General features: G+C 41.0%; 21 protein-coding genes and 1 pseudogene. 11 read left to right on the top strand and 11 right to left on the bottom strand.

Annotated elements, in window-relative coordinates; genetic code table 11:
* The first annotated feature begins 19 nt into the window (after window positions 1-19).
* Window positions 20-247 carry a hypothetical protein gene (locus H6G26_RS20525; RefSeq protein WP_190731014.1) on the top strand — a complete coding sequence of 76 codons (228 nt, stop codon included), beginning with the start codon at window positions 20-22 and terminating at the stop codon, window positions 245-247.
* A gap of 54 nt (window positions 248-301) precedes the next feature.
* Here H6G26_RS20525 and H6G26_RS20520 read toward each other — a convergent pair whose 3' ends face one another.
* From H6G26_RS20520 to H6G26_RS20510, 3 genes are all read right to left on the bottom strand, one after another.
* On the bottom strand, window positions 302-724 hold the full coding sequence (locus H6G26_RS20520) for a TerB family tellurite resistance protein (protein ID WP_190731013.1): 423 nt from the start codon (window positions 722-724) through the stop codon (window positions 302-304).
* 57 nt (window positions 725-781) lie between these two features.
* A complete protein-coding gene (locus H6G26_RS20515; protein ID WP_190731012.1) occupies window positions 782-2143 on the bottom strand; it encodes a 16S rRNA (cytosine(967)-C(5))-methyltransferase in 1362 nt (453 codons plus the stop codon).
* Window positions 2144-2280: 137 nt separating this feature from the next.
* Entirely contained in the window at window positions 2281-3735 is a 1455-nt protein-coding gene (locus H6G26_RS20510; RefSeq protein ID WP_190731030.1) for a glycoside hydrolase 100 family protein, read from the bottom strand.
* 517 nt (window positions 3736-4252) lie between these two features.
* Between H6G26_RS20510 and H6G26_RS20505 the strand changes: the two genes are divergently transcribed.
* From H6G26_RS20505 to H6G26_RS20475, 7 genes and pseudogenes are all read left to right on the top strand, one after another.
* A complete protein-coding gene (locus tag H6G26_RS20505; RefSeq protein ID WP_347242486.1) occupies window positions 4253-4537 on the top strand; it encodes a sensory rhodopsin transducer in 285 nt (94 codons plus the stop codon).
* A gap of 171 nt (window positions 4538-4708) precedes the next feature.
* Complete coding sequence (locus H6G26_RS20500; protein WP_190731011.1) at window positions 4709-5269, top strand: TrkH family potassium uptake protein; 561 nt, start codon at window positions 4709-4711, stop codon at window positions 5267-5269.
* A 195-nt stretch (window positions 5270-5464) separates the two neighbouring features.
* A complete protein-coding gene (locus H6G26_RS20495) occupies window positions 5465-6697 on the top strand; it encodes a PQQ-dependent sugar dehydrogenase (protein ID WP_190731010.1) in 1233 nt (410 codons plus the stop codon).
* A gap of 521 nt (window positions 6698-7218) precedes the next feature.
* Entirely contained in the window at window positions 7219-8511 is a 1293-nt protein-coding gene (locus H6G26_RS20490) for an ATP-binding protein (protein WP_190731009.1), read from the top strand.
* Window positions 8501-10306: a tetratricopeptide repeat protein gene (locus H6G26_RS20485; protein WP_190731008.1), complete on the top strand. Its 1806-nt coding sequence runs from the start codon at window positions 8501-8503 to the stop codon at window positions 10304-10306. The genes H6G26_RS20490 and H6G26_RS20485 overlap by 11 nt, the downstream gene beginning before the upstream one ends.
* Before the next feature lie 51 nt (window positions 10307-10357).
* A pseudogene (locus H6G26_RS20480) lies at window positions 10358-10773 on the top strand (XisH family protein).
* Window positions 10761-11096: a XisI protein gene (locus H6G26_RS20475; RefSeq protein ID WP_190731007.1), complete on the top strand. Its 336-nt coding sequence runs from the start codon at window positions 10761-10763 to the stop codon at window positions 11094-11096. The pseudogene H6G26_RS20480 and the gene H6G26_RS20475 overlap by 13 nt, the downstream one beginning before the upstream one ends.
* A 257-nt stretch (window positions 11097-11353) precedes the next feature.
* Here H6G26_RS20475 and H6G26_RS20470 read toward each other — a convergent pair whose 3' ends face one another.
* The 5 genes from H6G26_RS20470 to H6G26_RS20450 form a co-directional block, all read right to left on the bottom strand.
* On the bottom strand, window positions 11354-12427 hold the full coding sequence (locus H6G26_RS20470; RefSeq protein WP_190731006.1) for a substrate-binding domain-containing protein: 1074 nt from the start codon (window positions 12425-12427) through the stop codon (window positions 11354-11356).
* 480 nt (window positions 12428-12907) lie between these two features.
* On the bottom strand, window positions 12908-14116 hold the full coding sequence (locus tag H6G26_RS20465) for a serine/threonine-protein kinase (protein WP_229559057.1): 1209 nt from the start codon (window positions 14114-14116) through the stop codon (window positions 12908-12910).
* An 881-nt stretch (window positions 14117-14997) separates the two neighbouring features.
* Entirely contained in the window at window positions 14998-15624 is a 627-nt protein-coding gene (locus tag H6G26_RS20460) for a heme-copper oxidase subunit III (RefSeq protein WP_190731004.1), read from the bottom strand.
* A 114-nt stretch (window positions 15625-15738) separates the two neighbouring features.
* A complete protein-coding gene (ctaD, locus tag H6G26_RS20455) occupies window positions 15739-17475 on the bottom strand; it encodes a cytochrome c oxidase subunit I (RefSeq protein WP_190731003.1) in 1737 nt (578 codons plus the stop codon).
* Window positions 17476-17650: 175 nt separating this feature from the next.
* Window positions 17651-18736, bottom strand: coding sequence for a cytochrome c oxidase subunit II (locus H6G26_RS20450; RefSeq protein WP_190731002.1), 1086 nt, complete (start codon window positions 18734-18736; stop codon window positions 17651-17653).
* Window positions 18737-19140: 404 nt separating this feature from the next.
* Between H6G26_RS20450 and H6G26_RS20445 the strand changes: the two genes are divergently transcribed.
* From H6G26_RS20445 to H6G26_RS42725, 3 genes are all read left to right on the top strand, one after another.
* Complete coding sequence (locus tag H6G26_RS20445) at window positions 19141-20061, top strand: heme A synthase (protein WP_190731001.1); 921 nt, start codon at window positions 19141-19143, stop codon at window positions 20059-20061.
* A gap of 293 nt (window positions 20062-20354) precedes the next feature.
* Complete coding sequence (locus tag H6G26_RS20440; protein WP_190731000.1) at window positions 20355-21308, top strand: heme o synthase; 954 nt, start codon at window positions 20355-20357, stop codon at window positions 21306-21308.
* 117 nt (window positions 21309-21425) lie between these two features.
* Entirely contained in the window at window positions 21426-21662 is a 237-nt protein-coding gene (locus H6G26_RS42725) for a type II toxin-antitoxin system HicB family antitoxin (protein ID WP_242053814.1), read from the top strand.
* Here H6G26_RS42725 and H6G26_RS20435 read toward each other — a convergent pair.
* The 3 genes from H6G26_RS20435 to H6G26_RS20425 all read right to left on the bottom strand — a co-directional run bounded on the left by H6G26_RS20435 (window position 21611) and on the right by H6G26_RS20425 (window position 23255).
* Complete coding sequence (locus tag H6G26_RS20435) at window positions 21611-21793, bottom strand: type II toxin-antitoxin system HicB family antitoxin (protein ID WP_190730999.1); 183 nt, start codon at window positions 21791-21793, stop codon at window positions 21611-21613. The genes H6G26_RS42725 and H6G26_RS20435 overlap by 52 nt on opposite strands.
* A gap of 117 nt (window positions 21794-21910) precedes the next feature.
* The gene (locus H6G26_RS20430; RefSeq protein WP_190730998.1) at window positions 21911-22093 is read right to left on the bottom strand and encodes a 2-oxoisovalerate dehydrogenase E1 subunit beta; all 183 of its coding nucleotides are present in this window, start codon (window positions 22091-22093) and stop codon (window positions 21911-21913) included.
* Window positions 22094-22169: 76 nt separating this feature from the next.
* A complete protein-coding gene (locus H6G26_RS20425; RefSeq protein WP_190730997.1) occupies window positions 22170-23255 on the bottom strand; it encodes a serine/threonine-protein kinase in 1086 nt (361 codons plus the stop codon).
* Between the last annotated feature and the right edge of the window lie 179 nt (window positions 23256-23434).

The following is a 23434-nucleotide window of genomic DNA, read 5'->3' as shown; positions in this document are numbered from 1 at the left end:
AACATTGGAGAATATACTCATGCACATATTGATGCAGGCAGCAGATTCAATCGCAACAAATGGTACTCATTTTCCTTATGCTTTCACCTTGGTGTATGTCGTTGGTTTTATTGCTGCTGTAACCATTGGTTCAATAGCTTGGTACAACTCGAAACGCCCCGCAGGTTGGGAAAGCAAAGAGCGTCCTGATTTTGTACCTAAGGTTGATAAAGAAGAAACTCCGGGTCTGGGTGAACCGAAGTCATAATTTAGTCATTAGTCATTAGTTATTAGTTATTAGACTATAGACTTTTGACTATGATTAGTTTTGCACTTCAACCCAACGGCGGTAAAGCTTTTGAATTTGTTTGAGAAGTGCAGTGTGAGCTGGTTGATTTGAGCCATTGGGCTTGGCTATATCCTGTAACTCCGTCAGGAGTCTAGCTTCTTCGACGGCAACTTCGCCATCGCTATAAATTAAGCCACTGATGGCTTCAATCAGATTTTCACAATCTTCAAGGCTGGGGCGATCGCCTAAATACTCCCGCACCCAGTCATAGCATTCTTTTGGCTGTACAGGAACTAATTCGTACAGCCAAGGCTTAATTTCGGGATCGTTAGCTAAACCTTTTGCTTGAGCTATTTCGCGAAGATATTGCCGTTCTTCTGGCTGGATTCTGCCATCAATCCAGGCGGCTCCAATCAGGATCTTAACTAAGCTTTTGACATTCGAAGGGGTAACCATTGCTGCCTCCTCTGGTAGATTCAGGCCACCATCAAATCGTACAATCCCAAACAGTATTCACTCGGAATTATTGGTTTTTCTTAAGCGCACCATAAAAAAGCCATCCATATCCTGTCGATGGGGCCAGACTTTAAACCAACCTTGAGGCGTGTTTTGGGCAAAATCAGGTAGCTCAAAGCCTTTGGGGGACTCAATTTGCCAATCAGGTGACTTAGCTAAAAATGCCGAAATCACTTCTTCATTTTCTGCTGGATGCAATGTACAAGTGGCATAAACTAGTACACCACCAACCTTGACAAAAGTAGATGTATGTGTTAAAAGTTGTTTTTGCAGCACCGAAAGTTCACGGACAGATTCTGGTGTCTGTCGCCAACGAGCATCAGCATGACGGTGCATGGTTCCTAATCCAGAACATGGAGCATCCAGTAATACGCGGTCTGCGGTGTTTTGAAATTGGTTGAAGTGGCGGCTGTCGCCAGTGCAAATTTGAATAGATTGTAAATTTAGCCGTTGAGAATTTTCTTGGAGTTTACGAAGACGAGAAGGAGTGCGATCGCAAGCCCAAATTTTTCCTTTATCTGCCATTAACTCGGCCATGTGGGTTGTTTTACCCCCTGGTGCAGCACAGGCATCAATTACCACCTCACCTGGTTGGGGGTCGAGCAAATGGCTTACCAATTGGGCGCTACCATCTTGTACAGTCCACCAACCTTCTTTGAAACCAGGTAGTTTTTGAATTGACCCAGTATTACCAATAAATCGTAAAGCTTGGGGTAAATGAGGAATCCGTCTTACCAAAATACCAACAGATTGCAAAGCCGCCTCAACTTCCTCGATTGAAGTGCGAAGAGGGTTGATACGCAAGTCAATTGTTGGTGATTGGTTCATCCATTCACACAGTTGTTCTGTCTCAACCAAACCCAATTGTTCTAACCAAACTTGAATAATCCAGTCAGGAAAGCTGTGTAAAATGCCCAAGCGTTCCACTGGATTTTCTGGAAGTTGTAACGGATCTGCATCTCCCTTTATCTTTTCTGCAAGGCGGATGTACTGCCGTAATAAACCGTTAACAAAACCCGTTAGCCCAGAAAAACCGTTTTCTTTAGCGAGTTGAACAGTGGTATTAACAGCAGCTGAAGCGGGAATACGTTCTTGATAACGCAACTGGTAGAAACCCAGATGTAAGATGGTGCGGAGGTCTGGGGGTTGTTGATGAGATTTCTTTTTGGCGAGTTGATCAATGAGAGTATCAAGAGTGCGCTGCCTTCTGACGCTTCCATAAACCAATTCTGTCACCAAGCGGCGATCGTTATCAGGCAAACTGACTTTTTGCAGTACTCTATCTAGGGCAACATCAGCATAAGCCCCCTTGTGAACATCTCGCAGGGCAATAAAAGCTAGTTGACGGGGGTTTGTCATGGAAACATGATTCAGGAGTCAGGAGGCTTTTGTATTCTAACTCTGCCAATTTTGGATTTTGGATTTCGGATTTTAGATTTTTCCTTCAATCCAAAATATAAAATCTAAAATCCAAAATTGAATGACTCCTAACTTCCTTATCGAGGTATATGGGGGTCTACACTGGCGATTTCAAACTCACACGCTCTAGAAACCTGTTCTGCTGGTAATTTTCCAAAGCTGATTAATGGCAAATAAGTGGGGTTCGCCATCAATTCTTTTGCCAATAAGAACCCGGTAATTGTCCAAGTTTGATATTTCCGAGCTTGTTTGCCAATCAACCGCCCTTTCTTACCATCGTAATATTCTGGCCATTCATCTGTACTGAGCCGTCCTTGGGCAGTTTCAATAGCCTTTTGTGCAAGACTTGTTCTGTTAGTTTTCACAGCCGCAGCCGCTAACATCCACATTAAAACAGGCCAACTACCAGCATTATGATACGACCAAGGGATATTTTTGGGGTCACATCCAGTTACAATTCTGTATTCTTCATGTTCCAAAGCTGGGAAACAAATTTTCATTGGCATATCTCCTACCAAGTCATCCCATCGATCCTCAATGAGAGTCATAATCCCTTGTGACTGTTCTTCGGTAGCTAAGTCTGAAATGATTGCCATTAAGTTTCCGAGTGAAAAGAAGCGAGTATCTAGCTGCGACGGCCCAACATTACCTGCTAGATAACCACCTTTTCTCGGCAGCCATTTGTCCAATTCATAATAGGGAACAGAATCTACATAGATGTTGAACAGATTAACAGCACCCTTGCCATATTCTTCACTTTTGAAACGATAAATTGCATTCAGGCGATTAATATCTATCCAATAATGCTGGCGGATATGAGCGCATAAAAGAGGCAATCGGTTATCAATGGCTTCAACAATATCGGAATTGCCTTGGCAAATTAGCAATTCACGAGATGCACGCAATGCCGTAAAAAAGAGAACTTGTAGTTCTATAGGATGCCCATAAATGCCCATACGACGGTCAATCATACAAGCGCCATCTGGAACCAACAGCGTTGGGTACATATCAAAACGATTCGCCAAGCAGATTTCCATGATTAACCTGATCCCATTTTGGAATTCAGGTTGATAGGCTAGAGAAAAGTCTTCTGTGGCAACTACATAAGCACGCAACAAAATAATCCACCATAAGCAAGAATCTACTGGCGTAACTCTAGCGATCGCATGTTCACCAAAATCTGCTTCTAAATATTCGTGCCCATTTTCAGATACAACTTTAAAGCTAGCTGGAATTAATCCTCGCCCAGGCTTATAAGCATCTAATGCCCTTTCTTTAGGCTGTAACTTTAAGGTTTCTTCTAAGAAATTACGAACAATATCTGTTCTACCTTTGATCAGAAAAATTAGAGCTGAAGAGACAAAATCCCGAATAAAACATTGGTCATAATTGAGCGCCTCTACGGATACATCATAAGCTGCTACCGTACCAACAGGGCGTCCTTGATAATAGAGAATTGATTTTTCTAGTGTTAGCCACGCTTCTTCTACTTCTTTTAAATTTTCAGTAGTTTCCAATTCGTTCAAGTGCATCGCCAAAATAGCTCCATTGGGATTGTAAAGTTGTGGTAGATACGTCTTCATTTCCTATTTTTGCTATTCTCAGCATAACAAAAACGATTCTTTGAATAGCAAATATAATTTTGAGAAAATCAATCAATTAACGATGAATAAATATGCTGGCATTTACGCAAATTTATTGATAGTTAGTTCATTTATAATCGATTACTGTTTTGGTGAATTATAGTTGTTGTTATCACAAGCAGTAACATGATTCTTCAAAACAGTCACACAAAATATATTTTTAGATTATTTATTGTTCTGTTTAATGTCCAGAATCTTAAGCTTTACCAAATAAAAACATATCTTCAGTGCTGTTTAGGATTTGCATGAAGTTAAAACTGGTTACGGTATATTTACTTCATCACGATTAGTTTTTGACACTAAGAAGTCAGATTATTCCCCTATAAACTAATAATTTATAACTTTTTTTCAGAATATGCAAGATGAATTATTGAAAATTTTAAAATGTCAATCCTTCTGAAGAGTTATATATTTTACCCTACTGATAGATGACAGGGAGTGTTTATGGAAAGTAGAGCCAAAAATAGTAAAGCAAACAGAACTAAAATTTAAGTCTCACGAGATAAGAGAGAAGACTTACCAACGTATTTGCTGGGCTATAACTGAAGGGTATATCCCTGCATACAGCAACGGCCCGAAACCTCAGTTTACCAGTCATGAAACTGTGTATGTTCTTAATGCTAACGACAAGGATGCCCATTTAGTAGAAATTATGATTTATTATAGCGATCGCGAACCTGTTGGCTCTTAGGGACTTCCAAATAAAAAAATAATCAATCGCTTTGGTGAGCAGGGGGAGCAGGGGGAGAAGAAATCGGACAGTCGTATTGGACGCAGGAATTGAGTAATTTAATTTTTTGATGTACCTAAGTACTATTGCATTTGCCAGCAATTGAGGGGAACCTTTCTCTGGATAGATTCATTGTTTCAATGGGTTTCTGCCTTAACAACCTGTGGTTTCCACACAACAGAACTGCAACCTTGGGGTTTTGGTGTTAAATTCCTGTTAAGTGTAGCAATGATTTTTGGTGGTACTGCGGGTTCTACAGTAGGTGGACTGAAACTAAGGCGAGTTGTGACACTGTATCGGGCTATATTGTGGCACTTTCAACAATTGTTTTTACAACCTCAAAAATTGATGCAACACAAAATCAATAATGAAGTCTTAACGGCAGCCAAAGCTTATCGTCAGTTTTACGCGGCTGCATTCGCTACATTGTGGATAGTTTTACTTGCAATCGGGACTTTTGCTTTGCAGCATTTTGTTCCACCAGAATATACACTCAGCGATATTATTTTAGAAGCCGCTTCTGCATTAGGTAACGTCGGATTATCCACAGGAATTACAGATCCGAATTTACTTTGGGGAGGTAAACTCACTATTATTCTGTTTATCTGGGTAGGACGATTGGAAATAGTTTCTGTGTTGCTGCTGTTTGTTTCACTATTGGGTGCTATGAAAAAAAGAAGTAGGGTGAAATAGTAGCTTTTTAAGTAGGCCTGTGGATAGAGGTAACAAAACTTAACTACACATACAATCTGTAAAACTTGAAGGTCTTCATGGTAACCGGAGAATCAAGCCTTAAACTACATCTCTAGCAAGTTCGCAACAAAAGGAAAAATATTCATTTAGCTATTTTAAAACCATGCAAGTAGCAATTTTTTGGAGACAATTATTATGATCCTGACAAAAATTATTGCAGGGAAATTGCTTGTTTGCATATTTTGGCTGGGAATTTCTTCTTGCACCTCACCAACATCTGAATCTGCAAACACTAATAATCAAGAAAGAGAAATAACTAAACAAATCAGTGAACAAACTTCTACCAACAATCAAGCGTGTACTCTAGTCAAAGATGGCTTTGGTTCACAAGGACAGGTAAACCTGCGGGTTGAAGAAGTGGCAACAGGTTTTGAAGTTCCTTGGGGAATAGCTTTTCTGCCAAATCAAGATATGTTAGTTAGTGAACGACCTGGACGGGTTCGGTTGGTACGGGATGGTAAACTTATTCAAAAACCAGTAGCTACCATTGATGTTACAGAAAGTGGTGAAGGTGGTTTACTTGGCATTGCAACTCATCCTAAGTTTGCCGAAAACCGACTTTTTTACGTTTACTACACTGCTGATAGAAATGGTTCACAGGTCAATCGTGTTGAACGATGGCAATTATCCCAAAATGGGCTTAGTGCCTCGTCAGATAGAATAATTCTTGATGATATTCCCGTGGCAGTGTATCACAACGGTGGTCGTATTCGCTTTGGTGCTGATGGAATGCTCTACATTGGGACTGGCGATGCGAGAGATCCGCAAAGTTCCCAGGATGTTAATAGCCTTGCTGGAAAAATTTTGCGTGTAACGCCAGATGGACAAGTACCGCAAGACAATCCGTTTAAAAATCCCGTATATATCACTGGTATTCGCAACACTCAAGGGTTTGATTGGTACGATGCATCAACACTATGGGTAACAGATCATGGTCCCAGTGGCGAGTTAGGCAGAAGCGGTCACGATAAAGTCAGCCTAGCAAGAGCAGGCGACAACCTCGGCTGGCCCACCATCTACCGTTGTGAATCAGGGGAAGGACTTGTGACTCCTTCCATTGTTTGGCGTGAAGCTTTACCCCCAGGCGGGGCAGCAATTTATACAGGAAATTCTATTCCAGAATGGAAGGGTAGCTTAATCATTCCTACCCTCCGCTCCGAACACTTGCAGCGTGTCGTCTTTAACCCAGAGTCACCCCAGCAAGTCCAGCGCCATGAGGTGTATTTACAAGGTAAACACGGACGACTTCGAGAGGCAATTATGGGGCCAGATGGCCAATTGTATATCACAACCAGTAATTGTGATGGGCGAGGAAGTTGTCCTTCACAGCAAGATAAAATTCTCCGCATTACCCAATCAAAAGATTGAAAATTTCAAAAAGAGGCAAGGGAGCAGTTCTTGAAGGGGTCATTTCTCTCTACTCCCTTCCCCCTGCGCCTTCGTTGAAGACACCTTTAGTCTATTTGCGATCGCTGGACTAATTAAAATCCTAATGCCCAAAAATCATAAATGTTTCAATATAGACGACCTATGTTGTAACTGAGACAGCTACTGTTGCAATAATACCCGGAAGAGACACAAACATAAGATGGGGAAAATTTAATTTTATTTATCTGTTAGGTAGCTTTCACTATTTCAAATGTATACTTTATAATTTATTTTTATTTATTGAATGTATAATCTATTATTCGTTCTTATCTAAATTCACCTCTATTACTTATTTCTCGGTTGGGATTGTGGAAGCTGGAGTATCTTCTTTGAAAATATAAGACAGTATCCACTTAGTAATTATTTATTAATAGAGTTAGAAAATTTCTAATTATTTGAATTTCTACTTTAAAAATCATGAGCCATTATATGAATAGTTCCCATGTTTACGGCACTATCCAATGTCTCAAGACTTATTAAACTCCTTTCAAGAAGCATACAGTAATCTCGAACTCTTTCCGTTGATGGAACGGAACGAAATGGAAAGATTTCGAGTCGAATATGGCGATGATTTGATTGCAGACCTGAACCAATTAGTGGAAGATAGTCCTAATGGAGATGGCAAAATTGTCTTTACAGGACATCGGGGATGTGGTAAGTCTACTTTGTTAGCTGAGTTTAGCCGACAAATTCAAAATAAATATTTTGTAGTCCTCTTTTCTATTGCTGACAAAATCGAAATGTCGGCTGTTAATCATATTAATATACTGTTTGCGATCGCAGTTAATTTAATGACAGAGGCAGAAGCACGCCGAGTTGATATTCCGCAATCTACTAAAGAAGCTCTTTATAAGTGGTTTGCTACTCGCACCCGCACTGAAGAATCAAATATACAGATAGAAGCTGGGGTAGGTTTTGACCTTCTAAAGTTGATTAGCTCTAAATTAAAAGCTGATGCTAGCGTTCGGGATGAAATTAAGCAAGAATTTGAACGCAAGTTATCAGATTTAGTTGCCAGAATTAATGAAATTGCTGCTCTAATTCAAGCTGCAACTAAACAAAACGTTTTAGTCATTATTGATGATTTAGATAAACTGGACTTAGGAAGAGTTAACGAAATTTATCGAGATAACATTAAAGCTCTTTGTCAACCAAACTTCCAAATTATTTATACTATCCCGATCGCAGTACTTCGGGAAACATTCATCAGTACAATAATTGCCACTGAAACCAACGATCAGGTTGTCGCAATGCCTGTCTTAAAAATATTTGATAAAGGTAAAAATCGCTTTCCTAATGCTGAACCTCGCCCGGAAGCAACAATGATTCTCGGTGAAGTTTTACAAAAGCGGATTTCCAGTGAATTAATTGCAGCAGAAACAGCTGAAAAAATTGTGATTTACAGTGGTGGCGTGTTGCGAGAGTTAATTCGTATCTCAAAGGAATGTTGTCGCATTTGTTTGCGGACTATCCGAAGAAATCCCTCAGCCGAAGTTATTATTGACGATAAAATTCTTCTTCAAGCAATCAATAAAATCCGTAATGATTTTTCCATACGTTTAGGAAAGGTTGATACAGATATTTTGCAGAGTATCTATGAACAATTCATGCCTAATGACCCCAAACAAGCAGAATTTTTGGATTTACTTCATGGGCTATATGTTCTAGAATATCGCACTGAAGAAACTTGGTATGATGTTCATCCAATTATTATCGAAAGCCTGAAAAGACAGGGAGCGATTAATGTTAAATGAAGAACTATTTGATGAAGGAGAAAATCAAGACGCGTATGATGATTTAATTGTTTCTATTGAAGCTCAGAAAAGGGGATTAAATTTACTGATTGCAGTTTGTGATGATGCTAATTTTCGTGATGAGATTATTGCCCAATATGAAGCTGAACTACAACCTGCTTTCCGTACATATCGAGTAACTTTAGCACGTCAAGAGCCGAGCCTCAAAGCTGCTCTTAACCAACTGGTACAACAAGAAGAATATCTTCGTCAGCAAAACCCGGCGGTAATTACTGTGACGGGTGCTGAACAACTTTATTTTCTCCGATTGGGAAATGAGCAATCAGAACAAGAGAAATTTTTTGGTTACTTACAGTGGACAAGAGAAGGATTGCGCGAGTTTCCCTTTGCGATTGTACTTTGGGTAACTAACCAAATTTTAGTCAACCTGATTAAAAAAGCCCCTGATTTTTGGAGTTGGCGCAACGGGGTATTTCGGTTTGAATCTAAAAAGACAAATGCTATTCCTGGTAAAGAACTAGAACATATACGCTTTGTTTTTAGAGACACTGAATTAGCCAGCACAGATACTAATGAAGATAACTCCTTTTTCTTGCCCATCCAAGATTTACAAGGGTTAATCGAAAAAGTAGAACAGGAACGCGGAACTAAACATCCCACCTTGGCTACTTTATACTCAAGATTAGGCGATATTTACCGTAGCAGATTAGAGCGGGGTGAGTCTCAGAATTATCAAGAAGAACAAGAACTAGCAATAAAGTACTGGCGTAAGGCGATTGAACTACAAAATGAATCAGGTTTGCAGATAGACTTAGCTACTAACTTCAACAATTTAGCAGGAATATATCGTGCAACAGGACGTTACAGCGAAGCAGAACCACTATATAAACAAGCTTTGGAACTAACGAAACGCTTGTTAGGAGACAATCACCCTTCTTTCGCTACTAGCCTGAATAATTTGGCAGGACTCTACAAATCTACTGGACAATATACTAAAGCGGAACTCTTATATCAACAAGCTTTGGAACTGAGGAAACACTTGTGGGGAGAAAATCATGCCGATGTCGTTTTCAGTCTCAACGATTTGGCATTACTATATGATGAACAAGAACGTTATAACGAAGCTGAACCCCTGTATCTGCAAGCATTAGAACTCGAAAAACGTTTGCTTGACGAAAATCATCTTTCTTTGGCTCTTATACTAAATAATTTAGCGCTACTTTATTACCATCAAGGGCGTTACACTGAAGCTGAACCGTTGTCGCTCCAAGCAATAGAATTAGATAAGCGATTTTTAGGAGAAGAAAATCCTGATGTTGCAACAGATTTACACAATTTAGGATTGATATACCGCGCTCAAGGACGCTACGATCAAGCAGAATCTTTATTTTTGGAATCCTTGGAACTTAAAGAGCGTCTATTGCAAAAGGCGCATCCGCTTTTAGCAGATACTATCTACGCTCTTAGTTATATGTACAGGGAGCAAGGGCGTTTTAATGAAGCGGAACCTTTATGTATAAAAGCCTTAGAACTTGATAAGCACCTATTAGGAGAAAATCATCCCAATGTTGCCGAAAGTCTCAATAATCTAGCAGAAATTTATCGTGAAACTGGACGTTACTGTGAAGCAGAACCGCTTTATTTGCAGGCTTTAGATATTTGTGAACGAGTCTGGGGTGTAGATCATCTTCGTAGTGTTACTGTTCGTCAAAATCTAGAAAAACTCGCCGCAGCAATGCAGAATAATGGAGAATGCGATGTCTTTGACAACCCCTTCGAGGAACGCATTACATAAAACAAAAACATTATTTTGGGTTAATCTGGTCCTAAATCTAGAGATAGCAAAATGGCTAAAGATGTTTTTCATGAACAGGTTAAAAAAGATTAATTAAAGATGGGTGGATAATTACTCATGATCCTTTTACAATTCGTATTAGTGAAGCAATTAAACTACAAATAGATTTAGCGGCTGAAAATTCTATTGCCGCAGAACGTAATACAGAGAAAATAGCTGTTGAAATTAAGAGTTTTATTGCAGATTCAGATATTAGTGAATTTCATACTGCACTTGGACAATATCTAAATTACTGCCAAGCTCTCGAAGAACAAGAAGCAGACAGAATTGGATACTTAGCTGTCCCTAGCGAAACCTATCAAAATTTTTTTCAACTTCCCTTCGTCCAACGTGCCCTTCAACGTTACCAAGTTAAGTTAATAGTCTATGATCCTAGACAGGAGGAGATTCGGCAATGGATAAGATAAAACATTATCGACAACTAATAAAACAAATATTGACAGAACATGCACAAAATATCAATAATACGGATACAGTCAATTCACAACTAATTATTGATAGTGAAAATGACCATTATCAATTAGCTTATGTTGGCTGGCAAGGAGATAAGCGGGTGTTTGGCCCAGTCATGCATTTTGATATTCAAAATGGTAAAATATGGATTCAGTATAACGGTACAGAAGAGTCTGTTGCTGAACGATTGGTTGAGTTAGGTGTACCCACTTCTGATATTGTCATTGGGTTTCATTCTCCTTTTAAACGCCAATTTACTTCTTATGCCGTCGAGTAAAAATATTTTCAACTCAAGTGATGAATACATTAATATTGATTGAACAGCAGTAAGTGGTGCGATCGCTTCCTCTAGAACCCTGACTTTTTGAACAAGTCTGAATGAGGTGTAGTAGAAAGCGTGATCGCACTCAACAATAACTAATAACTTGAGTTATAGTACACTGTGGCCCAAATTTACCTACTTTCTTTTAACAAGGAGATTTTTGCCCCAAATCTTGTTATTTGAGATGGTAGCTAGATTTACGTTGTGCTCTACTAGCGAACCCCAACAAAACCAGCTTGCTCAATTGCCCTTTGTCCCTGGTCAGTTAATAAAAGTTTGGCATAGGCATCCCCAATCTGCTGTTCCCGACCTTTATTTTGCTTAATAATCACAAACAAGTTAGCAATCATAGGATAGCTACCATTTTTGACAGCCTGAGTATTTAGCTGGTTGCGCTGACGTAGACATTGCTCAGGTGATACCAAAGGTTCGCTATAGGGAGGAATTAGCTGACTAGAAGTCTGTCCCAATGGCAAAGCCTTCACACTACATTGAGGTAATACTGAACGGGCAGAAGCATAATAGACACCGCCAGGGGTTTTACTGAGTTGCCGCACTGCCTCTGTAGTAGAGTAGACATACTGTACATTAGAGCTAAGTGTTTGCCCCTTCAAGTCGCTGTTGCTAGAGAATATTACTGTATCTGCGTCCTCTGGTCGTTGAGATAAAGGTGTGATAAGTAGGTTTGGCCCACCTATTTGGTTCCAGTTAGTAATTTTCCCCAAATAAATCTGCTGCAATTGCTGAACAGTTAAACCAGGCAGATTGAGTGATGGGTTGACTACTACTGCAATCGCATCCCTACCAACCTGACGTTGCTCAAGGGTGAAGCCTCGCTCTTTTGCAATAGCTCGTTCTTCATCTGTAAGGGGACGAGAGGACTGAGCAAAGTCTAGTTTTCCATCAAGTAACATCCGAATGCCGGAGCTAGAACCAGGGCTACCATTAACAGGGTCTACATAACGTAATTGTAGTTCCGGGCGATCGCTCTGGATCTGAGAATCTACCAATTGCCGGATAGATGCCCAAGCTGTACTACCTCCGTAGTTAAATGAGGCAGTGGGGACATTAGTAACTGTCTGAAAAGTTGATGCAGTACTAGAGAGGCTATTGAAATTTTGATTAGAGGAGCTAACGCTGTTACGGGAAGCTAAGTTCGGCTTGAGTAACCACCAAAGCAGTCCGCCAATAACCATAAGTGTCAGTACTTTACCAATAATCAAACCTCTAAGAAAGAGGGCGATTTCACCGTTAATTAAAGCTTTTTTTTGATTTGTATTGTCCATATCTTTAAATCTTGTTTATTCTATTTATCCTACAGGAATCTATAAATATTGAGGTTAAGAGCAAATTTGGAATAAACCAGTTAATAGCGGATTTTATCTAATTGTTGGTAGATGATTAATTCTTCCTAATGTAGTATGGATAAATTTGCTCTTTGGTATCCTTTGCAATGGTGGAATTGCTCCTATTGACTCCTCTGTAAGCTGCTGATTTAGCTACTAGTACCACAAGGCAAAAGTCAAAAGTATTATGGAATAAGCTCTTTAAGAATTTTCAATGGTTGCTCTATTTACGCCGTAAGGTACTAGGCTATTGACTAAGAGTTACGCACTGTACAAAATAACCATCTTATGTATTAAGGTAAATACGTTGTTTCAGGCTTTTATTAATAACTCTTGATTGGTTGCGTAGGCGTAGCCCGCCGCAAGCATCGCCAAAATATCATTGAAAAACCTAGCTATAAGCCTTGAAAACTATACCTATTACTTTGGCTTCTCTGTCAATGCGTAAGTCCTATTGACATTAACATTAGCCAACCGTGGCTCAAGTAATTTTTGTATAAAATTATTTAATTGAGTTGGTTGGTTTGGAGGCGATATACCTGTATTAATAAGTGTATAAATTAAAACTAATACCATTAAACTAGTGGTAACACCAAGCCCTATTCCTAGCAGCAAAATAAAGTTTCTATAAGTTAGTGGATAAGTGTTGTCGCTGTTTTGCTCTATACCATCAGCTTCTGAGGATTTTGACAATACCAGATCAGAATTAAGCGCTTGCAAAGCTTCTGAGGCAGATTGGTAACGCTGGCTAAAGCGATCGCGAACCATTGTATCTAAAATATCTGCCAGAACATTACTTACCTGTGCCTGATGGCGCCAGAGAACTTCTCCAGTATTAGGATCTTCTTGTAGTTGCTCAGGTATTAAACCTGTCAAAGCTTGAATGCCAATCATCCCTAATGCATAGATATCGCTGCAAAGTCTTGGCTTTCCCTTAGCCTGTTCGCTTGGCATATAGCCAGGAGTCCCAACAGCAATTGTTAAGCCTGCTCCTAAAGCACCAATTTTCTTAATACTCCCAAAGTCAATTAGCACAATCTTCTGATCTGAGTGCCGACGCATTAGATTTTGGGGCTTAATATCCCGGTGAATAATGTTGTTTTGGTGGACAAAAGACAGTACTTCCAGGATTTCTTTCAATAAATTTAAGACTGCATTCTCGCTAAGACGCTGACCCGGTACAATTTCTTGAGTCAATGCATGACCATCAATAAATTCCTGGACTAAATAGAAATCCCCATCTTCATTAAAATGGGCAAATAGTCTAGGAATTTGGTCGTGGTCGTTGCCTAGCTGGTATAAAACTTCCGCTTCCCGATCAAATAGACTTTTAGCTATGGGCAAAATAGCAGGATTGGAATCTTTTGGCTGGAAATGTTTGACAACACAATGAGGTCGTCCTGGTAAATCTAGGTCTACCGCTAAATAGGTATCACCAGATCCTCCGCTTCCTAAGTGTTTGACAATTTCAAATCGATTCCGAAGTGTTTTTCTGGCGAGAGAGTATTGATGTTTTTTACGTATAGCACCTCTTAACAAGTAAGTATTACTAGATCCTCCACTTTCCAGCAGTTTGACAGTCTCAAAGCGACTCCGGAGTTTTTTTCTAACTAGAGGGTTCTGGCTCATATGGCGTATACTACTTGTTAATTTACTGACCATTCGAGCTTGGGTGGCATTATGAATACCTGCGGCTAGGTTTGTTGGTATTTGAGGCAGTTAGCTTCTCAGGCGACCTATGCTTTTAAGCCGTTTTATAGTTAGCCGCTTAACTGGTTTATTCCATACCTTATATTGGTATCTTAATATAAAAATTTATTTCTGGAATAGTTGAATAAATTGTATCACTTAAGTAAATTTTACACTATCCCACAGTATTTATAACTGTGGGTAGAAGACAACTTTCACGAGTTGATAGATTTATTTTAAATATTGGGTCTGATTGCTGACAAAGCCTTGAACAGTGGCATTTAAAGACATAAGTATCTTCACAGCGTCCATCACTAAACGTGATTGCCTTGTCATATCTAAATGTTCGACAAAAGAAAAAAGAGGAAGTAAGCCTTTGGGGTGAATAACGAGTGATGAGTTTTTAGATAAATAGGAGTAACTTCTCAACCATTAAAGTTTATTCAATAGTTTATAAGAAACATCCAACTTTTCCGACCTTTCCTACCTTTTACTCGTGGCTGTATTACTTGTATTAACTCAGTTGCATTTAGCAAAAGTTATAATAAAAAAAGCCTACGCTGATTTTAATATATTATCTGTAACTTTTGATAGATAAAGGATAAAACTGTTTTATAAAAATAAAAAACGTTTTAGATAACTACCTAGATATCTAGCCTTTTAGAAACAGTTCTAATTTAGATTTTGCTGCCAGCCGATACATAAAATAATGCGACATCCGGACAGCTAACTGTAAGAGCAGCATTCTATTAATGAAAAAAGCCCCCTAGTGGAGGCTTATTAAGTTGTCCGCGTGGAATGAACAACTAAATAATTAATACTCACAGTAGATACAGTAATCCGAACAAAATAATCCAAATCACGTCAACGAAGTGCCAGTAGATTTCGGCTGCTTCAATGCCAAAGTGCTTTTCGTTACTGTAGTGACCAGGAACGCGCGATCGCCATAATACAGCAACAATTGCTAAAACGCCGAGGGTAACGTGCAATCCGTGGAAACCAGTCAAAACGTAAAATGCACTAGCAAATAAATTGGTAGTTAAGCCAAATTCTAAATGGGTATATTCATATACTTGACCTACCAAGAAAATAGCACCCATCGCCGCCGTAATTGCTAACCAGATTTGTGCCCCCCGTGTATCGTTCTTTTTAATAGCAGTGTCGGCATTGTGCATGACAAAACTACTAGAAATCAGATTGATGGTGTTCACTCCGGGTAACAATAGTTCTAATTCTGGAGTCCCTGCTGGGGGCCATGCAGGTAAGGTAGCACGGAAAGCCAGATAGGCTCCAAACAGCCCCAGGAAAATCATCCCTTCAGCAATCAGGAAGACAATTAGCCCAAACAGACGATGGTCTGGATGTTCTTCGTGATGACCGACGGACGTTTCCGCTTCATGGTGATGATTTAATTCGGTTTTAGCTGGGTCAATCGTTTGACTTTGCATGAATTTTTTAAAGGATAAATTGGGGAATGGAGAATGGGGAATGGGGAATGAGGAATGGGGCAAGGCAGAAATAACCAATGCCCCATGCCCAATATCCAATACCCCAGAACCTGTTTATTTACGATCTTCGGGATTAGCAGCAACGGCTGGATCGGGTTTTGCTCTCAATACTGAGTTTGGCCCACCAGACAAGACTGGATCTGGATCAGATAAAGGTACACCTTCGTCAGCCTTTTCCAAACCGTAATCGTAGGGGCCTGTAGCTAGTACTGGAGTTTGATCAAAATTCTCGATCGCAGGTGGTGAGGTTGTCATCCACTCTAAAGTCAGTGCCCTCCAGGGATTATTACCAGCTTTTTCGCCGTATAACCAACTCCAAATCGCATTGATGATGAAGGGGAATGTCGAAACTGCTAGTATGTAAGCGCCATAAGTGCAGATTTCGTTGAGAAAGGTAAATTTGGGGTCATACTGGGCAATACGGCGGTTCATGCCCATTAATCCCAGCTTATGCATTGGTAAGAAGGCCATATTCAGACCCACTATTGTTAAGGCAAAGTGAACCTTGCCCCAAAATTCGTTTACCATCCGTCCCGTCATTTTTGGGAACCAGTGGTAAATCGCCGCATAAATGCCGAGAACACTACCACCAAACAGCACGTAGTGCAAGTGCGCTACTACAAAATAGGTGTCGTGAACGTGAATGTCAAAGGGCACTGCTGCCAACATTACGCCACTGATCCCGCCAATCACAAAGGTACCAACAAAACCCATTGCGAACAGCATGGCAGTGTTAAGCCGGATTTTTCCACCCCACATGGTTCCTAACCAGCTGAAAATTTTAATTCCTGTGGGTACGGCAATGATCATGGTGGTGATCATAAAGAACATCCGCAACCAACCAGGAATACCACTGGTAAACATGTGGTGCGCCCAAACAATTAGCCCCAAAAAGCTAATGGCAAGAGACGAATAAGCGATCGCTTTATAGCCAAAAATTGGCTTGCGGGAATGCACCGGGATAATTTCTGAAATTGCCCCAAAAAAGGGCAAAATCATGATGTAAACGGCTGGGTGGGAGTAAAACCAGAACATATGCTGGTAAACTACTGGGTCGCCACCTCCAGTTGGGTTAAAAAATGTTGTCCCGGCAATTAAGTCAAAAGCCAGCAGAATTAGACCTGCTGCTAACACTGGCGTAGATACCAGAGTCAATGCCGAGGTTGCAAACATCGCCCAGCAGAACAAGGGCATTTGATGAACCCCCATACCCGGGATACGCATCTTGAGCAATGTGACGAGGAAATTGATTGCCCCTAAAATCGATGACGTACCTAGTAGGAGGACGCTCATAATCCAAATTCCCTCACCTACTTGACCTGTTACCAAGCTCAAGGGAGGGTAGGAAGTCCAACCCGCATCCGGTGCATCGCCTACCACTAAACTAGCGATCAACAATAAACCCGCAGGGGGAATCATCCAAAAGGCAACAGCATTCAAGCGTGGGAATGCCATATCCTTTGCCCCAATCATCAAGGGAATGAGGAAGTTAGCAAAACCCGCACCGGCTGGCACGATCCACAAGAAAATCATGATCGTGGCGTGCAGCGTAAATAAGCTGTTGTAAACTTCAGGGGTGACGAAATCGATTTCTGGAGTTCGCAGTTCTGTACGAACCAAGTCAGCCATCACGCCACCGATACAGTAAAAAATGAATGTAGTGACTAGGTATTGAATCCCAATCACCTTATGGTCGGTGTTGAAACTAAAGTAGTCTTGCCATTTTCTAATCCCTGGCTCCTCAACAAGAGCAGGGGCGTTGGCAGTTTCTTGCACTTGAGCTTGGGTCATAGTCGTTAGTTATCTTTTGTCATTTGTCCTCTCTTACAAAGTTCTGATGCCTGCGGCAACCCCTTCGGGGAACGGAGGAAACCTCCGCTCAGACTTTGCGCTTTGTCAGTTGTTCTTTTGTCATTTGTCATTTATTTAGACCAATGACTAATGACTAATGACCAATGACCAATGACTAATGGTGAACTTGATGGAGGATTTCTGGCTTAATTCCCATATCCTTGGTGTAAGGAGCGAGAAATTCATTTGGGGATAGATCCGTAGGATTAACAGCAACGGCTTGATTTAGTGTTTCTTTACTAGCAACTAGCTGTTCTTGCATCCATTTGTCAAAGGCTTCTTCTGGCTCAACGACTACTGTTGCTCTCATTGCACCGTGGTAGGGGCCACAAAGTTCAGCACAGATTAGGACATAATCCCCTGCTTTTTTGGGAGTGAAGCGAATCTCGCTTTGCCTACCAGGGATCGCATCTTGTTTCAGACGGAACTCTGGCACCCAAAAGGCATGGATGACATCGTTGGCTGTCATATTGATTTCCACTTCTCGCCCGATGGGGACGTGCATTTCACCTGTAGTTATACCAGTTTCAGGATAGGTGAAAAGCCAAGCATATTGTAGACCTGTGACGTTGACTTGTAATCCTGCTGGTTTGCCTGCTTTATCAGGAGTTCCCCCAATTGTCGGAGCAACACTACCGACACCTGGAGCATTCCGCAGTTGGGGAATTTGGTCAGCATTGCGGACTTCTGCAGTAGCTGGGTCTTGCATTGCCTCATCAGATTTTTCTTGATTGAGGTTGGGTTCGGTGCTAGGAGGAGTATCGCTTAAAGTTGCTGCCATGGCACTTCCAGGCATTGCCATTGATTCCTGATTCATCATCGGTGCTTCATGAATAGCATGGGGATCAAAGCCACCGATTTCGTTGTAGACATCAAAGCTGTAAACAGAAATACCGATAACGATAATTGCTGGGATCGCCGTCCAGAGAATTTCTAAAGGTACATTGCCCTCAACTGGTGGGCCGTCTTCATTGTCACCTGCACGCCGACGATATTTAAACGCAGAGTAAATTAAAATACCTTCTACGAGCAGGAATATACCTGTAGAAATGATCATCATCGCGTTGAACAGACCATCAACTAATTCGGCTTCATCCGTGGCTGCTGCTGGCAACAGTCCGTGATTTTGACCGTACCAAAGGCTGACTAGCGTTAGCACGATGCCAATCAGTAATGTCCAGATTGAACTTGGAATCTTCACGGCTTACTTAATTGAATTTACTACGTTATCTTAAAGCTGCTCACTTACTAAGGTAGTCTAGGCTGGAAGGCATAGAGTCAAAAGGTCTGAATTTTTTATTAAGTTTTTTAACTATTTTACTAATTTTGAGTACAAGGTGACTATCAGATACTGCCGAAAGTAGATACAAATCAGTAGGAAAATTTAAGGAAAAATTTAGAATGTTTAAATTAATTATCATTAATCAATTTTTCACATCTTGAAAAATACCTAAAGCTTCAAGCAAAACCTTTCTGGAGTGATTCAAAGTATAAGTGAGTGCTAATCTATAAACCCTTAGCCTATACGCTAGGGTGAAGATAGGACGCTAAAAGAAAATTGAAAATTTTAAGAGAGCCACCAAGAGCGGGCAGAAGGTATCATTCATGAGCGAATTTGTCCTACAACAACAAAATGAAGCGGCGCTTCAGCAGCGAAAGCCCAAGGAAATGATTCGTCGCTTGGTGTGGAAAATATGCATAGCCACCTTAATTTTGATGGCAATAGGCAGTGCCACCCGCGTGATGAATGCTGGACTTGCCTGCCCAGACTGGCCCTTATGCTATGGCGAACTGGTGCCAGCCAAGCAAATGAATCTCCAGGTGTTCCTGGAGTGGTTTCATAGATTAGATGCAGCTTTAATTGGTGTAAGCGCGATCGCACTCTTTGGTTTGTCCTGGTGGCATCGTCGTTTCTTACCCAAATGGCTGCCTTGGGCATCCACATTCGCCCTGTTTTTAATTGTCTTCCAAGGCATCTTGGGTGGACTCACCGTTACCGAACTGTTGCGGTTTGATATCGTTACCGCTCATTTAGGAACGGCGCTGTTGTTTTTTTGCACCCTCCTGATTATTGGCACGGCACTCACTCCGTATCAGGGAACTGGAACCGTTGGTAAGTTACCTTGGGTCGGTTTAACTGCTGCTGTTTTGGTTTACCTGCAAAGTTTGCTAGGTGCTTTGGTAGGCTCTCGCTGGGCGCTACACCAATGCCTGGGCGGTTCTCAACTTTGTACTGTAATGTACAGCCATATTGCTGGTTTGGTACCGCCTTCCTTGGCAACTTTGGCAATGGTATTTATCTGTTGGCGGACACCAGCACTACATCCAGCCTTACGGCGACTGGCAAATTTGGCTGGTGCGTTGTTAACCTTACAAATCTTGTTGGGATTCGCCACTTTCAAATTACATCTCCAAGTTGAGCCTCTCACTGTCTCTCACCAAGCCATAGGAGCTACTTTGCTGGGAACCTTGGTGGTTTTCACAGTTCTTGCACTGCGTGACTCAGTTAGTGCTGATTCACCTTAGCGGTAGCGGGGCGTTTAGCCCGTGTTAAGTGCTGAGTAGGGAATGGGGCATTGGGCATTGGGGAGGCAGTGCGGTCTTGGGGTCTCCCCAAGTGGAGCAACTGCCGTCATTGAGCATTGGTTCTTCTCCTTAATCTCCCCCTGCTCCCCACTCTCCACTAAACGACGAAAGCCGCAACGGCGAGTATTGCGACCCACGCAGGTGCAGAAAATCTGTGTTTTCGTTTGCCTAAAAGAGCCAGCTTGAGCGGGGGCTGCATATAAATTGTTGAAAAATAAGGAACCAGAGCCAAAATGATTGAGACTAATGTCTCTCGCCACCACGGAACATTTTTACAGGTAATTCAAAGTTACTACCAGTTAACGAAGCCTCGGATTATTCCGTTGCTTTTGATTACCACGGCTGGGAGTATGTGGATTGCTGCTAAGGGAGAAGTAGACCCATTGCTGTTGCTAGTAACTCTCACTGGTGGCACTTTGGCTGCTGCAAGCGCCCAGACGATTAACTGTGTCTATGACCGGGATATTGATTATGACATGGAGCGGACGCGCCATCGTCCGATGCCTTCGGGTAAGGTTCAGCCGCGTGATGCTCTCATTTTTGCGATCGCACTGGCGACGATTTCCTTTACACTCCTGGCAGTATTTGCCAACCTGTTAGCCGCCCTGCTAGCCTTCTCTGGGATCGTCTTTTATATTTTGGTTTATACCCACTGGCTAAAACGCCACAGCACCCAGAATATCGTTATCGGTGGGGCTGCTGGGGCAATTCCAGCGTTAGTGGGTTGGGCTGCTGTCACAGGCACTTTAAGCTGGTCAGCATGGTTAATTTTTGCCATCGTCTTTTTGTGGACGCCACCCCATTTCTGGGCTTTAGCTCTGATGATTCGGGATGATTACGCAAAGGTGGGGATACCAATGCTACCTGTGATTGAAGGTGATACAGCAACCGTGAAGCAGATTTGGTATTATACGCTGGTAACAGTATTTGCAACCGTGTTATTGGTTTATCCTTTGGGCGCAAGTGGAATTCTTTATGCTGCGATCGCTGTAATTCTGGGAGGATTATTTATCCACAAATCTTGGCGTTTGTTGCAAAATCCAGAAGATCGCGCTGTAGCTAAAGAGTTGTTTCTCTTCTCCATCTCCTACATGATGCTGTTGTGTCTAGGGATGGTAGTTGATAGTCTTCCCGTTACCCATAATCTAATTAGTGCGGTGAGTAATCATTTGCATTTTCTTGGTTAGGGGATGGAAAATTTAGCGATCGCGTTTGGTAAAGGGGCGCGATCGCATTTTCAGGAGTTTGGCGGATTTGCAATTAAAAGCAAAATTTCAGTTATAAGCAAATTAATTAAAAGCTGAATGTTGACAAATTACATTCGTACAGCAATGCACAAAGCAACTTATGAGTTGCTTGAGGATGGAACTTTTTATGGGGAAATTCTAGAATGTCAAGGTGTGTGGGCAAACGCTGCAACGCTAGAAGCTTGCCGGGAGGATTTGCAAGATACTCTTGAAGGATGGATTGTATTAGGATTGCGTTTGGGTCATACTCTACCAATAGTTAATGGTGTTGACTCCGGCTGTAAATACAATTGAATTGCTTCTTTAATATTTTCCAAGGCTTCTTCTTCAGTTTCTCCTGCTGAAGTACAACCTGGTAACTCTCGACAGCATATAGCCCAATCGCCTGTTTCTGGGTCTGATTCAAGAATTACACGCCATTTCATAGCTATTCCTCTGGGATGTAATTATTGTAGATTGGGAACAGCGATGCCTGCGCCAACGCCAAGGGCAATCACATCTCTAAAACTGAAAATCCAAAACTTAAAAATTTGAATACCTTATTATTTAAGTAAGATTCTTCTGGGACGGTTTTGTTCATTAGGAAAATGGCAATGAACCGCATCACGGATCATTTCTCGTAGTGTTTCTATATCGTCAGCCTGAGTAAAAATTGACTCGGTTAAAGCTCTAGCTGTATAACCACCATCTGGATTATCTTCAACGATAAATACAATTTCAGTCATACTTAATCATTGCCTGTAAAATTAAATTATTGTCAAGCATAAAGAGGAATCAACAGCTACATCAATCTTCATAACTTTACCAAGTATAGCTGCCTGCGGAACTTTCCCAACTATCCCAATCTCTAGAATTTTCTTCACTATCCGAGTCATCTGAATTATCCCAAATTGAACGGGTTCCCCAATTTTTCCGTTGTCTCCAACCTTCTCCACTTAACTGAGTTGTATTCGATTTTAAATCTATATCTCGATTAGATTGTGGCTTATTATAAAAATCTAAATCTAGAAATACCTCATCTACCGATTGATAGCGCTTTTTAACGTATTCCTCAATTAATCTATCTAAAGTTTTGATCAAGTAAGGTATAATATGTGTATCTTTTAGTAAATGATTTTTCCATATCCATTCACTATTTAATGCATCATAAAGTTCATTAGAACCATCTGCTTTTGGTAAACATTGGGTTAATAGCCGAATACAAGTTACACCTAAACTATAAAGGTCACTTGCAGGGAAAACTTGACCACGCATTTGCTCAAGTGGTGTATATCCAGGTGTTCCTACTGTTGTGCCAACACCTACAAAAGTTTTTGTAATTTGTTTAGAAACACCAAAATCAATTAATATTAACTTGTCATCCTGGCGGCGGCGCATGATATTTTCTGGCTTGATGTCTCGATGAATCACACCGCGTTCATGGATAAACTTCAGGATAGGCAATATATCAGCCAAAAGCTGTTTTATCTTTTCTTCGCTAAAAGCTCCCTGCTGCTGCAATTCCTGTAATAAATTCTGCCCCTCAATTAACTCTTGCACCAGATACAGCCGCTTATCTTGTTCAAAATAAGCAATCAGACGGGGAATTTGCGGGTGTTCTCCCAAGTCATACAGTCGCTTCGCCTCTTGCTTAAATAACTCCGTAGCTTTCTCAAGTGCATTCGTTCCTTGAACTTGCGGGACAAATTGTTTAATTACGCAAGGTTCGTCTATCTTATCTGCATCCCTAGCTTCATAAGTTCTGCTAAATCCACCCTCACCCAAAAGTCGTATTACTCGGAAACGGTTTCTAAATAATGGTGTAAGTGTTTGTCCACACTTAATGCAAAACTTATTGTCATCAGGGTTAAAGGGATTTGAACAACTGGAATTAGAACAGTAAAGCATATTTGGGAATATATCAGCAGATAGTGTCTATGTTCAGTTTTCCCAATTTCTGCTTACTGAGTTTCACGAGTCTTAATCTTTTTGAGCAGATTTACTTCTAGTGGCGGCTACAGTCTCAAGTTACTTTTGCTAGCGTAGTGATATAAGGTTTATCGCTCCCCAGTAAGCGCTTGGAAGCA

The sequence above is a fragment of the Nostoc sp. FACHB-888 genome (assembly GCF_014696655.1).
Classification (GTDB): domain Bacteria; phylum Cyanobacteriota; class Cyanobacteriia; order Cyanobacteriales; family Nostocaceae; genus Nostoc.
This window is presented reverse-complemented; position numbering and strand designations above follow the sequence as displayed.

Excerpts from the sequence above, each read along its gene's own strand:
- H6G26_RS20525 (WP_190731014.1), top strand. The coding sequence starts at position 20 with ATGCACATATTGATGCAGGCAGCAGATTCAATCGCAACAAATGGTACT.
- H6G26_RS20520 (WP_190731013.1), bottom strand. The coding sequence starts at position 724 with ATGGTTACCCCTTCGAATGTCAAAAGCTTAGTTAAGATCCTGATTGGA.
- H6G26_RS20515 (WP_190731012.1), bottom strand. The coding sequence starts at position 2,143 with ATGACAAACCCCCGTCAACTAGCTTTTATTGCCCTGCGAGATGTTCAC.
- H6G26_RS20510 (WP_190731030.1), bottom strand. The coding sequence starts at position 3,735 with ATGCACTTGAACGAATTGGAAACTACTGAAAATTTAAAAGAAGTAGAA.
- H6G26_RS20495 (WP_190731010.1), top strand. The coding sequence starts at position 5,465 with ATGATCCTGACAAAAATTATTGCAGGGAAATTGCTTGTTTGCATATTT.
- H6G26_RS20490 (WP_190731009.1), top strand. The coding sequence starts at position 7,219 with ATGTCTCAAGACTTATTAAACTCCTTTCAAGAAGCATACAGTAATCTC.
- H6G26_RS20485 (WP_190731008.1), top strand. The coding sequence starts at position 8,501 with ATGTTAAATGAAGAACTATTTGATGAAGGAGAAAATCAAGACGCGTAT.
- H6G26_RS20475 (WP_190731007.1), top strand. The coding sequence starts at position 10,761 with ATGGATAAGATAAAACATTATCGACAACTAATAAAACAAATATTGACA.
- H6G26_RS20470 (WP_190731006.1), bottom strand. The coding sequence starts at position 12,427 with ATGGACAATACAAATCAAAAAAAAGCTTTAATTAACGGTGAAATCGCC.
- H6G26_RS20465 (WP_229559057.1), bottom strand. The coding sequence starts at position 14,116 with ATGAGCCAGAACCCTCTAGTTAGAAAAAAACTCCGGAGTCGCTTTGAG.
- H6G26_RS20460 (WP_190731004.1), bottom strand. The coding sequence starts at position 15,624 with ATGCAAAGTCAAACGATTGACCCAGCTAAAACCGAATTAAATCATCAC.
- ctaD (WP_190731003.1), bottom strand. The coding sequence starts at position 17,475 with ATGACCCAAGCTCAAGTGCAAGAAACTGCCAACGCCCCTGCTCTTGTT.
- H6G26_RS20445 (WP_190731001.1), top strand. The coding sequence starts at position 19,141 with ATGAGCGAATTTGTCCTACAACAACAAAATGAAGCGGCGCTTCAGCAG.
- H6G26_RS20440 (WP_190731000.1), top strand. The coding sequence starts at position 20,355 with ATGATTGAGACTAATGTCTCTCGCCACCACGGAACATTTTTACAGGTA.
- H6G26_RS42725 (WP_242053814.1), top strand. The coding sequence starts at position 21,426 with ATGTTGACAAATTACATTCGTACAGCAATGCACAAAGCAACTTATGAG.
- H6G26_RS20435 (WP_190730999.1), bottom strand. The coding sequence starts at position 21,793 with ATGAAATGGCGTGTAATTCTTGAATCAGACCCAGAAACAGGCGATTGG.
- H6G26_RS20430 (WP_190730998.1), bottom strand. The coding sequence starts at position 22,093 with ATGACTGAAATTGTATTTATCGTTGAAGATAATCCAGATGGTGGTTAT.
- H6G26_RS20425 (WP_190730997.1), bottom strand. The coding sequence starts at position 23,255 with ATGCTTTACTGTTCTAATTCCAGTTGTTCAAATCCCTTTAACCCTGAT.